Source organism: Prochlorococcus sp. MIT 0916, assembly GCF_047305155.1.
Classification (GTDB): Bacteria; Cyanobacteriota; Cyanobacteriia; order PCC-6307; family Cyanobiaceae; genus Prochlorococcus_B.
This window is the reverse complement of sequence record NZ_CP138980.1, coordinates 736,300-749,307: the sequence shown is the minus strand read 5'-3', so window position 1 is coordinate 749,307 and position 13,008 is coordinate 736,300. Positions and strand designations below refer to the sequence as shown.

Genomic DNA, 13,008 nt, shown 5'->3' with positions numbered 1-13,008 from the left:
GAATCCTTTTAAAACATTCTTATCAAATAGACTAATGAAGAGAATAGGAATATGCCTATCACTTAAGAATTAACCCCAAAGAATTAATTTGTGTTAAACCCTGAAAACCAGCCCAACGGATTTGTCTTTTACGATCAAATAAAACAGATCCTATTTTCATGGATGAAGACAAATATCTATTTACATAGCTCTGACTTTTAATTTCAATTTCTTTTGCCATCCGTCCCCAAATCAACGCAACATCGTCAGGATTATCTAACTCAAGAGCTAATAAAGCATTTTCCACTGAAGTGGAATTACTGATTAATTTAATCAAATCAGACGAAATCCCTTCTCGAACTGCAATTGACGTCAGTATTTCAATTCTTCCATCTGCAAGATGATGATGGGTATGAAAAACACCGCCAGATAGTTTTACCAACTTTCCATGATAACCAAATATTAAAAGTTTCTTCACTCCATTTTCCGCAGCTGCAACAAGAAGAGGGCCTAACCAATTACCCGTTTTAATAATTTGCTGTTTTGGAATTCCAAAGTTCAGTGCTAAATCCATTCCATTTTCACCAATAACAAAAGTCACACATCCATCAAATGTTGATTCAGAACATTTATTGAGCAGATTCTCTTTGCATTTTTTCAATTGCTCAGGAGAAGCACTAATTTGAACTTCAGCCTGAGTACCAATAAGAGATAATCCATCTACAACTCCAAAAGATTGATTACTAGTCTTGAGAGCACGATCTTTACCGTCAGGTAAAACAACCTCTAGCTTCATTGAACAACTTTCTGGTAATAAGGGATACAGATTTATACGTAACAAATCACACGCAAACGAAGATATGCATGGCTTACCAGTTGATTCAAATTTACCTACTCCATAGCCTGCATGAAAATCAAGCCAATCAGGAAAACCATTTTCATCTATCGTTTCTAACTTTGGACTTGCTTTGATGAATTGCACATAAGCCCAAATTTGTAATCCTCTTGTTATGTCAAGAGCCAATCCAGACTGACAATGAGTGACTGATAAAGATCTCTCACCATTGTCAAGGAGAGCTGCAGAAGAGATCGGTACAGTAATTGACTTTTCATTATTTAGTAACTCAATTATCTCTGTGTCTTGAAATTTATTGCCAAGTAAAATTTTTGTTGCTGACTTTGCAGCCGCAACTAACCAAACTGGCAGAGTAAATCCATTCAAATCATTCGAAGAGCTGACGATAAAAGAAATTCCTTAAATAATTTTTTAAAATTATAGTAATCAAGATTTCAATAAGTAAATGCAGGACAAACTCAATCTAATGATTCCTGGACCAACTCCGGTACCTGAAAATGTTTTGAATTGCATGAGTAAACACCCTATCGGTCATAGAAGTGGAGATTTTCAAGAAATTGTTCAAAAGACTACTGAGCAACTCAAATGGCTTCACCAAACAACTGGAGATGTCCTAACAATCACAGGAAGTGGGACAGCTGCAATGGAGGCTGGAATTATAAATACATTAAGCAAAGGTGATCAAGTCATCTGTGGTGAGAATGGAAAATTTGGAGAAAGATGGGTAAAAGTTGCAAAAGCATATGGACTAGATGTAAAAGTTGTAAAAGCTGATTGGGGTCAGCCTCTTGATCCAAATCAATTCAAAATGATTCTAGAGGAGGATACAGAAAAAAAAATCAAAGCGGTGATTATAACTCACTCAGAAACTTCTACAGGAGTAATCAATGATCTAAAAGCAATTAATAACGAAGTAAAAAATCATGGTAAAGCCATTACTATCGCTGATTGTGTAACCAGTCTTGGTGCATGTAATATCCCAATGGATGAATGGGGAATTGATGTAATAGCTTCCGGCTCTCAAAAAGGTTATATGATTCCGCCTGGCCTCAGTTTTGTTGCTATGAGCAAAAAAGCATGGGAAGCAAATGCTTTATCAGATTTACCTAAGTTTTATTTAGATTTAAAACAATACTTGAAAACAGTAAATAAAAATAGTAATCCATTTACACCTGCCATAAATTTATATTTTGCTTTGGAAGCATCACTAACAATGATGCAAAATGAAGGACTAAATAATATATTTATACGTCATTCTCGTCATCAAAAAGCAACGCAAGAGGGTATAAAAGCAATGGGTTTAAACTTGTTTACCAAAGAAGGTTGTGGAAGCCCAGCAATAACAGCTGTTCAACCAGAAAATATAGATCCAGAAAACATACGAAAAGCAATAAAGAATAATTTTGACATACTCCTTGCTGGAGGACAAGATCACTTAAAAGGAAAAATATTTAGAATTGGTCATTTAGGATTTGTAAACGATAGAGATATTCTCAGTGTAATATCAGCTTTAGAGAGCACTCTAAATAAAATGGGTAAACTTAAAGTCCCCGAAGGTCAAGGAATTGCAAAAACAATTTCAATTCTAAATAATAAGTAGTTTAATTGTTCATCAATTACAATTTGATTTGAGTGAATATTTTTTAAAAAGTTAATTTTTTAAGTAGAACACATATATTTATAAGTCTCCTTATAAAAAGTACTATTAAATTTAAATAAATAATTATCTAGTTTTTATTAAATGAAGCACTTGAGGCCCAACCCCAAGTGCCATTCTTTCTTGATCAAGTGCTTTCAAAATTAAACCAGCACATGATTGTAAATCCCCTTCATTAGCTTGCTCTAAAGCATTCTTAAAAAAATAGCCAGCCTCTTTTAAAAATTCCTGTTTCTTTACTTTTATCGCATTCATTATTAAATTTTTTAATAGAAACAATTTTGTCAATTCATTATATCAAAAAATAGTTATTTTATGCATTGAAAAAAAAAAGCACAATCAGCCGATAAAATTTTTCTTCATCAATATTTTAATTAGGTGTTTTCTTAGCCTTAAAACATGAAAAATAGATAATAAACAAAGAACTACTAATACGAGCAAAAACTAGACAGAGTTAAAAAAAATAGATATTTTGAAATTGATAATCCTCTTAAAATCATGCCAATTGGGATACGCCGAAATTTCTTACCTATTTCAATAATTTGTTTAGTATGCAGTAGTACTTTAGGGGTAAAAACTAATGCAGCTGTAACTAATGGAGCAGACATATATTGCTTTATGAGGAATGGAGGTAATACGCATGAACCAAGTTGGCAAGCAGCTTATCAATTTATCAAAAGTAAAAAACAAGGATTATTCAAAACCTCTCCTAAGCAAGCGGCATCAATGATTGTTGAAGAAGTAGTTCAAGATCCAATAAAATATGAAGATTGCATTGCTTATCTAGGAGATCTTTATACAGGTGACTCAACTTCAATAGAAATAAATGATGAGGATCAATTAAAAGATAAAGCAAAATCATCTAACGATGGTTCAGAAAAAAGTCCTAAGGGAATATCTATAGATCGTTATAGTTATTGATAAAGCTTTCATAAAATAATTAGAAATTAGAAAAAAGCAAAAAATATTTAACTAACTTAAAAAAATAAAAATTTGCTTATAAAATGAAAAAATGCATTTTTCGATACATTGACTTATTGGCTTGTCAAGGCAAAATTCATTTAGCTAATTAAATACGTATGCACAACAGGGACGCGGTTTTCTTAGAAGATCTCTGCCCAAAGTTACGTGATCGAAGATGGCGAAAATCATTGCATGAATTCACCGGAAAAAGCTGCATATATTGTGGGGAAAATTCAGAATCAATTGACCATGTTTTACCAAGAAGTAAAGGGGGGTTAAGCATCACAGAGAATTGTGTTCCTGCATGCCTGTCTTGCAATGGAAGAAAAACAGATAGTGATGCATTTGAATGGTACAGACAACAACGTTTTTACGACCCAAGACGTTCAATGGCTATAAGAGCATGGACAGAAGGTGACATTCGCTTAGCTTTAAGACTTCTAAAATGGGCCCAACCTAAAAAGGGTAAAAATCTTGAAAAATCAAAAACTCAATTGAGTGAAGATTATTCTTGGCAAGCAGCTTAAGTTTAGACTTTAAGAAAAGTTGCTACCAAACTTGGCAAGCAGCAGCAGAATTATATTTTTCACATACAGAAGCTAAATTCGTAGGCTTCTCAGGAACCAACACAATACAAAAAAATAGACAAATTGATGCAAGACAGAGTTTGATCAAGTGTTGATTTTTCTTTTGTAGCAAAAATCTTTTTTCGTTCCTTGATCTTGCTACACCTATGAATGAATTCATACTAGGCTTTAAATAAGAAGCAGTCATTGCTAAAAAATCAACATAATACATTTGTACTAATGATTGCAGAAATTGTCAAGCACATAGACCCACTACCAACTAAATCAAAACTAATCATATTTGGAGGAGGGTACAGCGGCCAAAAAATAGCAAGATTAGTACGCCATTTAGGAACCAAAGTCTTATGCAGCAGAAGAAAACCAAATAGCGAAGGAGCTGATTTTATATTTAATTCCGATCATGAATTATCTAATGAAATTTTCGAAGGGGTAACGCATATTTTGAGCTGTATACCTCCATCAATAAATGGAGAAGATCCTGTACTACTTAAACTCAAGACTAAATTACTAAATTCAAAAAATTTAAAATGGGTTGGCTACTTATCCACAACTGGTGTCTATGGTGATACAAAAGGAGGGTGGGTAAATGAAAACACAAACCCCAATCCTCAGCAAGAGAGAAGTATTCGTAGATTTTCCTGTGAAAAAAAATGGTTAGAAACAAAGCTTCCTGTTCAAATACTTAGATTGCCAGGTATTTACGGCCCTGGTAGATCTGCATTTGAAAGCCTGTTGAATGGAACAGCCAAAATGATTGATAAGCCTAATCAAGTTTTTTCAAGAATCCATGTCGATGATATTGCTGGATCTGTCTTATTTTTAATTAATCTATATTCGAAAGGAAGAAATCCATCTGTAATAAATGTAGCTGATAACTTACCAACAAATAATATTGAAGTGATAACTTGTGCTGCAAAAATAGCCAATAAATCTCTACCTCCAATAATACCTTTTGAAATTGCAAAAAAAGCAATGAGTCCAATGGCCCTATCTTTCTGGGAAGAAAACAGAAAAGTGGATAACAAGTTATTATGTGAAAAACTAGGTTACTCTCTAATTCATCCTAATTTTAAATCAGGTTTAAAAGATTGTTTCTCTAAATTAAAAATTAATTAATAGTTCAATTTTTCAGATTTTATTTAAACACTTTTCATTTAAAAACTAATCAGAATATGAGTAACATACACACATCAAATAATAAAAATACTCTTATTATTTCATTAGGTGATCCTGCAGGTATAGGAACTGAAATAGTATTAAAAGCTCTTGCATCGAAGCACTTAAATCAAAATATAAAGCCTTTACTTGTAGGGTGCAAAAATAATATTTTTCAAACTTATTCCAAGTTAATTGATCATGGATTCACTAATATTCCTGATCCAAAAAAGCTGGATATAATTGATATCCCTCTTGAAAAAAAAATTATACCTGGAATAGTTGATAAAAATAGTGGTTCAGCGAGCTTTAAATGGCTTATAAATGCAACTAATCTAATTTTAGAAGGAAAAGGAAATTCACTGGTAACAGCGCCTATTTCAAAAATCGCATGGCACAAAGCGGGCCATAAGTTTACAGGACAAACAGAATTATTAGGTAAGTTAACTAATAAAAAAACATCTATGCTATTTACCGCAATATCACCAAAAAATGGATGGAGATTTAATACTTTATTGGCTACAACACATATACCTCTTGAACAAATCAATAATTATTTAACAAAAGAATTAATTACATACAAGTTAGATACACTATTAACTTTCTGTCGTAAGTTCAATAAGAATCCATTAATACATATAGCAGGCCTAAATCCACATGCCGGAGAAGAAGGAACAATTGGAATAGAAGAACAAAAATTACTTATTCCTATTATAAATGAATGGAAAAAAGATAATCCCGATATCACAATTAACGGGCCCATACCTCCAGATAGCTGCTGGATTTCATCAGCAGATGCATGGAGTAGAATATCAACTACAAACAATGCACCTGATGGAATACTTGCTTTGTATCACGATCAAGGTCTTATACCAGTAAAGCTAATCGCCTTTGATGAAGCTGTTAACACAACTCTTGGACTACCTTTTATAAGAACATCACCTGATCATGGCACTGCTCTAGATATTGCAGGTAAATTCAAGGCAAGAGAAACAAGCATGATTGCTGCAATGAACAATGCTTGGCTACTTGCTAATTAAATAAAAATTTTTATACAGGTTTTAATCGCATTAAAACTTGACCAAACTCAACTGGTGTTCCATTTTCCACAAGAATTTCAACTACTTCACCACTAACTTCTGACTCTAGTTCATTCATTAATTTCATTGCCTCAAGAATACAAACAGCCTGTCCAACACTAATTTTTGATCCAATCTCCACGAAAGGAGGCTCTTCTGGGCCTGGTGCGCGATAAAAGGTCCCAACCATAGGAGCAGTCACTTCAACCAAATCAGAGCGTGATCCTGGCACTGAAGGAGGAGGTGTACTTGGTACTGGAGAAGCCTCAATTTTACGTTGAGGTGGTGGTGGATCAATCTCTTCCGAAGTGATTTTCTTGTGAGAAGCTATTGAATCCAAAGAATTCCCAAGATTACGTTTAACTTCCAAGCAAAAGTCTTCTCCCTCGAGTCGAAACTCTTGAATATCGCTATCAGCCAATGTTGCCAACAGGCGATGAAGCTCTTCGTGATCAAGATTCATAGTCATTGTGTTTCTCGGCCTAGGTAACTGTCATTTCGAGTGTCTACTCGAATTTTCTCACCAATTGAAATAAATAATGGGACCATTACTTGAGCTCCTGTCTCCAAGATTGCAGGCTTTGTCCCCCCAGAGGCAGTGTCACCTTTGACGCCAGGATCAGTTTCTTTTATTTCTAAAACAACTGAGTTAGGCAATTCAACTTCAAGAGGTTTTTCATTCCAAGACACTACATTAACCTCCATCCCTTCCTTTAGATATTTCCTGCTTTCTCCAATTTGTTGGGCTGTTAGACGTGTTTCTTCATAAGAAGTCATATCCATAAAAACAAAATCATCTCCTTCCATGTATGTATGTTGCAGCTTTGATTTTTCCAAAAGAGCTTGTGGAACCATTTCACCAGCTCTAAAAGTCTTTTCAACGACACTACCGCTCACAACAGCTTTTAATTTAGTCCTGACAAAAGCAGAACCCTTACCAGGCTTGACATGTAGAAATTCAATAACACGCCAAACTGCACCGTCTAACTCGATCGTAGTGCCAGTGCGAAAGTCGTTACTTGAAATCATTCACACAAAAGATACCAATCGATCATAAGTCTGTGCCAAAGTCATGCAAAACATAGAATTAACATGAAAAAAAAGATTTGCATACTTGCCCTGATAACAATCCTATTTTCTCTGAGCTCTCCATGGATTAAACCTGCTGTTGCAAGCCTTCCAAATGGAAACCGACTAAAAGACCCATATGCAATATTAAGAAATTCTTTACCGATTGAACAAAAAGAATTACGTGAATTACAAAACAAACTGGAAGATACCACCGACGATCTTCGAGGAAGTAGATGGTCGGCTATCAGCAAAGCCACCTCAAGAAGTCAATTCTTAGTGAGTAATAGAAAAAATCAAATTCTTGACTCAATGCCAGAGGAAAACAAAGAAAAAGCAGCTAATCTTCTTTCTAATTTAAAAGAAGAGCTTGATGAATTAGGGCAAATAGCAAACGAAAAAAATAAAAGCTCATTTATTGACATCAGACGTCAAAGTTTAAAAACAATTGATGATATAGAATCTCTTTTAATCACAAATAACTTTCCATACAAAATACCCAGTGAATATGACAATTTACCAAGACTTTTAGGTAGAGCCAATGTAGAAATAAAAACATCAAAAGGAAATATGAACGCAATTATTGATGGTTATAATGCTCCTTTAACAGCTGGTGCATTTATAGATCTTTCATTGAAAGGTTTTTACGATGGATTACCAATTAATAGAGCTGAAGAATTTTTTATTCTTCAGACTGGAGATCCTAAAGGAGAAGCAATTGGATATGTAGATCCTGATAATAATGAGTTGAGAAAAGTTCCATTAGAAATAAGAACACCTAATTTAGAAGAGACACTTTATGGCGAAACTTTTGAAGACGTTGGTCTTTATACTGAAACCCCAACCCTTCCATTTGCAACACTGGGAACACTTGGTTGGGCTCATTCTGATACAGATTTAAATGATGGTTCATCTCAGTTTTTCTTCTTCTTATATGAAGCTGAATTAAACCCAGCTGGACGAAATCTTATTGATGGAAGAAATGCAGGTTTTGGCTATGTAATAGAAGGTTATGAAATATTAAATAAACTTGGAGTAGATGATAAAATTATCTCAATTAAAGTATTAAATGGTTCAGAAAATCTAAAACTCAAAGCTTAAATCTTAAAAAAGTGACAACTACAATTAAAGATTTAGGCGAAATAGAATTACTGAATCGTTTAAAAAGGTTCATGCGAACTGGGCAGATAGATGATGATCTTGCGGAAATAAATATAATGAATAAAGGCTTATTGATAAATACTGATTTACTTGTAGAAAAAATTCATTTTTCTGACGAAATCTCTAATGCTAAAGATATTGGCTGGAAATGTATTACCACAAATATTTCTGATCTTATTTGCAGCGGCTCAGAAAATATCATTTCTTTTACTGTTGGGCTTGTTTTACCACCAAATACACATTGGGAATGGGTAGAAAACTTATATGAAGGGATGATGGAAGCGATGCAAGAATTTGGAGGAGAAATCATTGGTGGAGATTGCTCTTGTGGAGAAACAAAAATGATTTCAATTACGGCAATTGGAGAAATGAGCCCTCCAAGGCTGCATAGAGGAAACGCTTTACCAGGAGATTATATTGTTAGCACTGGGTTTCATGGATTAAGTAGATTAGGTTTGGCACTTTTAACATCCGAGCAACTACCAACTGAAGTCCAAATAAGTCCTGAACTTACTAACAGAGCCATCAAAGCACATAAACGCCCTCAGCCAGCCGTAAAGGCACTGAAAGCATTAATAGAATGTAAGCCTGAATCAACAAGCTGGAGAGCCGCAGGAACTGATAGCAGCGATGGACTTATTGAATCAATTAGAGGGATTTGCCAAAGCAGTAATTGCCAGGCAGTTTTGTCAAAAACTTCTATTCTTAAATACCCTGATTGGCCAAAAGATTCGATTTGGGATAAATGGATCTTAAATGGCGGCGAGGACTATGAATTGATACTTACTCTTCCTAAAGAGTGGGCAGAAGCATTATCAAAAAAATTGAAATATGCCCAAATTATTGGGTTTATAAAAGAAGGTAAACCCAATATCTTTTGGGAGAACTTAGAACCAATTAATCTTGAAGACTCAAATCAATATCAACATTTTTAATGTTAAAACTTAAATTTTATTTCCATTTTTGAGCAACGATTTCAGCCAAGTCAACAACCCTTTGGCTATAACCCCACTCATTGTCATACCAAGCTAGAACTTTAACCATATTGTCATCTATACACATTGTTAAAGCTTCATCAACAATTGTGGATTCATTGGTTCCTGCATAATCAGTAGAAACCAGAGGCAAATCACCATATTTGATGATTCCTTTCATTTCGGCCTGTGAAGCAGTTTTCAATAATGAATTCACCTCTTCAGAGCTAGTTTTACGACTTGATTCAAAAACTAAATCAACTGCAGAAACATTTGGAGTAGGGACTCGCATAGCAATACCAGTTAGTTTCCCTTTCATTTCTGGATATACAAGAGCAACAGCTTTTGCTGCTCCAGTTGATGTAGGGACCAAATTCATTGCGGCAGCTCTAGCACGACGTAAATCACGATGGGCATTATCTAGGATTCTTTGATCTCCCGTATAACTATGAATCGTGGTCATGAGACCTTTATTAATCCCCAACTGTTGATCTAGAACTTTTACTATTGGTGCTAAACAATTTGTGGTGCAACTTGCATTGCTGAGGATATCAAAATCTTCATGAGAGTAAGAATCGGCGTTCACACCCACCACATAAGTACCTACACCATCACCCTTACCAGGTGCTGTGAGAATGACCTTCTTAGCTCCAACTTGTAAATGCTTACTAGCACCAACATCAGTATTAAATACACCTGTTGACTCAATTACTAAATCAATTCCCCACTCTTTCCAAGGAAGATTTAATGGATTTCTATCTGAATAACATTTTATAGTTTTACCATTAATTTGAAATGTATCGTCTGTATGTGAAATTTCTGCATCGCTTATAGCACCTAGAATAGAGTCATATTTGAGCAAATGGGCACAAGTTTTTGGGTCAGAAGTGACGTTGATGCCAACCACCTCAATATTTGTATTTGAACCCCTACTGAGCCAACAACGCATAAAATTGCGTCCAATTCTTCCGAATCCATTAATCGCTACACGCAAAGTCATTTAAAAAACGGTAAAACCGGACAAACTACTGGCCGCTGATCATACAGAACGATGATCATTTTCTGTGCATTTTGAAAAATAATTGAAGCGTTAAGGACATAAAAGGTACAAAAACTCTCTAATTCTTTAAAAAATGTGCCCTTAGATTAATGAAGAGTTATCTTTCACTGGATACTGAAGCGAAATTGAAGAATTCAAACGAATTACCACATCATATTCACTTTATTGGAATCGGAGGTATTGGTATGTCTGGTCTGGCAATGATACTCGCTAAAAATGGATATTCCATATCTGGTTCTGACCAAAAAAAAAGCCAGACTTTAGAAGAATTAGCAAGAGGTGAGATTCATATCTTTCAAACTCAAAAAGAATCTAATATTGACGAAATTTTTAAAGTTCATGGAAAAAATATATTAATTGTGAGAAGTTCAGCCATACGTGAAAATAATTTAGAATTATGTAAAGCAAAAAAATATAATTTAACTATCAATCACCGTTCTGAAATATTAGCTTTTTTAATTGAACAAAAAAGATCAATAATCGTCTCAGGATCTCATGGTAAAACAACAACAAGTACTTTCATTGCAACATTACTTTCTTTTGCCAAAAGAAATCCAACCGCAATTATTGGAGGGATTGTACCACTTTACAAAAAAAACTATAATTTTAGTGATGGTGAATTATTAATCGCAGAAGCAGATGAGTCAGATGGATCTTTAGTAAAATTTAATCCAAATATTGGATTGATAACCAATTTAGAGCTCGAACATGTTGATCATTATCTAAATCTAGAGGATTTAATAAAAACAATGAAGCAATTTGCTCAAAAGTGTGAAAACTTAATTATAAATTATGACTGTAAAAATCTTAAAAATAATATACAAACTTCTAAATTATTTTCAATTCAAAAAATTAATAATATAGATTTTGCACTTATTCCAAAAGAATCTAATGGATGTGAAATTAGTGCTGAGTATTATGAAAAAGAAAAATTTATTGATATTATAAATATACCTGTTCCTGGAATACACAATTTAAGTAATGCAGTAGCTGCTATAGCAGCCTGTAGAATAGCTGGAATTCCTTTTAAAGATATAAAAAAAGGAATTGCTTATTTACAGTTACCTTTAAGAAGATTTGACTATAAAGGATTATGGAAAAACAGATTAATAGTTGAAGATTATGCTCATCACCCTAGTGAAATTGATGCCGCAATATCTATTGCTTCTACTATTATTAAGACAAAAAATAACCTTTCGCAAATATCACCTAAGAGATTAGTTACAATTTTTCAACCTCATCGCTTTAGTAGAACTAAGAAATTTCAAAAAGAATTTGCAAAAAGTCTAAGTAAATCTGATTTAGTATTCATATCTCCAATTTATTCTGCTGGAGAAGATAAAATTGAAGGAATAAATAATAAGAGTATTGGATATGAATTGAAAAAATTAAAACCTAATCTAGAAATATATACTCCAGATAATAATCAAAATTTAATTAAGCTAATAAAAGAAAATACAATTGAAAAAGACTTAATTTTAATTATGGGGGCAGGTGATATTAATATAATATGTGAAAATCTATTTTTGGAATTAATCAATAATAAATCCATCAGAAGTAATTCAGCCGCTTAATTAATGCATTACATTCAATTAGAAAAAAATATTTCATTAGCAAATTTTACTACTTGGAGAATAGGAGGTCCTGCAGAATGGATTGCTCAGCCGAAAAATATTGAAGAAATTCAATATTTAATTAATTGGATAAATAAGAAAAAAATTCGCTGCAATATTATTGGTGCTGGCTCAAATCTTTTAATAAATGACAAAGGAGTTAAAGGTTTAAGTCTATGTATGCGTAATTTCAAAGGAATTAAAATTGATAAAAGTACCGGAATCATTGAAGTCTTCAGCGGTGAAATGCTTCCATCTTTGGCCAGAAAAGCAGCTGCAAGTGGACTTCATGGACTCGAGTGGGCTGTAGGAATACCAGGGACAATAGGTGGAGCAGTAGTGATGAATGCAGGAGCACAAGAACATTGCATATCAAGCTATCTCGAAAGTATTACAACGCTATCTTTGACAGGTGAATACAAAATTCTAAAAAGAAAAGATCTCAATTTTGGTTACAGATACAGTCTTCTTCAAAATGAAAACTTAATTGTCTTATCTGCCCGACTCAAGCTGGAATTAGGTCATGCAGAAAAAATTCGACAGATCACAAATGAAAACCTAAATCATCGATTAAAAACTCAACCTTATAGCGCCCAAACCTGTGGTAGTGTTTTTCGTAATCCAGAACCTTTGAAAGCTGCAAAATTAATTGAAGAACTTGGTTTAAAAGGATTTCGTTGTGGTGGAGCCGAAATATCCACAATACATTCAAATTTTATAATCAACGCAAACAAAGCTTCATCTTCTGATGTCAAAGAATTAATTAAATATATTCAAAAAAAAGTTTTGGATGCCTATGGAATCTTGTTAGAAACAGAAGTCAAACAATGTGGCTTTTAAATTTAAACCCTAAGAT

At 33.7% G+C, this 13,008-nt stretch carries 14 protein-coding genes; 9 read left to right on the top strand and 5 right to left on the bottom strand.

Annotated elements, in window-relative coordinates; all coding sequences use genetic code 11:
* Window positions 1-58: 58 nt before the first annotated feature.
* Window positions 59-1,201, bottom strand: a complete 1,143-nt coding sequence (gene cbiD, locus SIB53_RS03860) for a cobalt-precorrin-5B (C(1))-methyltransferase CbiD (protein WP_413678882.1) — start codon at window positions 1,199-1,201, stop codon at window positions 59-61.
* 79 nt (window positions 1,202-1,280) lie between these two features.
* Between cbiD and SIB53_RS03855 the strand changes: the two genes are divergently transcribed.
* Window positions 1,281-2,435, top strand: a complete 1,155-nt coding sequence (locus tag SIB53_RS03855; RefSeq protein ID WP_413678881.1) for a pyridoxal-phosphate-dependent aminotransferase family protein — start codon at window positions 1,281-1,283, stop codon at window positions 2,433-2,435.
* A 123-nt stretch (window positions 2,436-2,558) separates the two neighbouring features.
* On the opposite strand, the gene SIB53_RS03850 is transcribed toward SIB53_RS03855, so the two are convergent.
* Window positions 2,559-2,747 (bottom strand): hypothetical protein, encoded by a 189-nt coding sequence (locus SIB53_RS03850; protein ID WP_413678880.1) that lies wholly within the window; start codon window positions 2,745-2,747, stop codon window positions 2,559-2,561.
* Between the two features lie 243 nt (window positions 2,748-2,990).
* Between SIB53_RS03850 and SIB53_RS03845 the strand changes: the two genes are divergently transcribed.
* The 4 genes from SIB53_RS03845 to pdxA all read left to right on the top strand — a co-directional run bounded on the left by SIB53_RS03845 (window position 2,991) and on the right by pdxA (window position 6,237).
* Window positions 2,991-3,413: a DUF6554 family protein gene (locus SIB53_RS03845; RefSeq protein WP_413678879.1), complete on the top strand. Its 423-nt coding sequence runs from the start codon at window positions 2,991-2,993 to the stop codon at window positions 3,411-3,413.
* Between the two features lie 158 nt (window positions 3,414-3,571).
* Entirely contained in the window at window positions 3,572-3,982 is a 411-nt protein-coding gene (locus SIB53_RS03840; RefSeq protein ID WP_413678878.1) for an HNH endonuclease, read from the top strand.
* A 279-nt stretch (window positions 3,983-4,261) separates the two neighbouring features.
* Window positions 4,262-5,158, top strand: coding sequence for an SDR family oxidoreductase (locus SIB53_RS03835; protein WP_413678877.1), 897 nt, complete (start codon window positions 4,262-4,264; stop codon window positions 5,156-5,158).
* Between the two features lie 56 nt (window positions 5,159-5,214).
* Window positions 5,215-6,237: a 4-hydroxythreonine-4-phosphate dehydrogenase PdxA gene (gene pdxA, locus SIB53_RS03830; protein ID WP_413678876.1), complete on the top strand. Its 1,023-nt coding sequence runs from the start codon at window positions 5,215-5,217 to the stop codon at window positions 6,235-6,237.
* A gap of 10 nt (window positions 6,238-6,247) precedes the next feature.
* Here the strand turns inward: pdxA and accB are convergent, their stop codons facing one another.
* On the bottom strand, window positions 6,248-6,745 hold the full coding sequence (gene accB / locus SIB53_RS03825) for an acetyl-CoA carboxylase biotin carboxyl carrier protein (RefSeq protein ID WP_413678875.1): 498 nt from the start codon (window positions 6,743-6,745) through the stop codon (window positions 6,248-6,250).
* On the bottom strand, window positions 6,742-7,305 hold the full coding sequence (gene efp, locus SIB53_RS03820) for an elongation factor P (RefSeq protein ID WP_413678874.1): 564 nt from the start codon (window positions 7,303-7,305) through the stop codon (window positions 6,742-6,744). The genes accB and efp overlap by 4 nt, the downstream gene beginning before the upstream one ends.
* 63 nt (window positions 7,306-7,368) lie before the next feature.
* On the opposite strand from efp, the gene SIB53_RS03815 reads away from it, so the two are divergent.
* Window positions 7,369-8,445, top strand: coding sequence for a peptidylprolyl isomerase (locus tag SIB53_RS03815; RefSeq protein WP_413678873.1), 1,077 nt, complete (start codon window positions 7,369-7,371; stop codon window positions 8,443-8,445).
* A gap of 11 nt (window positions 8,446-8,456) precedes the next feature.
* The gene (thiL, locus tag SIB53_RS03810) at window positions 8,457-9,440 is read left to right on the top strand and encodes a thiamine-phosphate kinase (protein WP_413678872.1); all 984 of its coding nucleotides are present in this window, start codon (window positions 8,457-8,459) and stop codon (window positions 9,438-9,440) included.
* A 16-nt stretch (window positions 9,441-9,456) separates the two neighbouring features.
* Here thiL and gap read toward each other — a convergent pair whose 3' ends face one another.
* Window positions 9,457-10,479 (bottom strand): type I glyceraldehyde-3-phosphate dehydrogenase, encoded by a 1,023-nt coding sequence (gene gap / locus SIB53_RS03805; protein WP_413678871.1) that lies wholly within the window; start codon window positions 10,477-10,479, stop codon window positions 9,457-9,459.
* Between the two features lie 149 nt (window positions 10,480-10,628).
* Between gap and murC the strand changes: the two genes are divergently transcribed.
* Window positions 10,629-12,113: a UDP-N-acetylmuramate--L-alanine ligase gene (gene murC, locus SIB53_RS03800; protein ID WP_413678870.1), complete on the top strand. Its 1,485-nt coding sequence runs from the start codon at window positions 10,629-10,631 to the stop codon at window positions 12,111-12,113.
* A 3-nt stretch (window positions 12,114-12,116) separates the two neighbouring features.
* Window positions 12,117-12,992 carry a UDP-N-acetylmuramate dehydrogenase gene (gene murB / locus SIB53_RS03795; RefSeq protein WP_413678869.1) on the top strand — a complete coding sequence of 292 codons (876 nt, stop codon included), beginning with the start codon at window positions 12,117-12,119 and terminating at the stop codon, window positions 12,990-12,992.
* The last annotated feature ends 16 nt before the right edge of the window (window positions 12,993-13,008 follow it).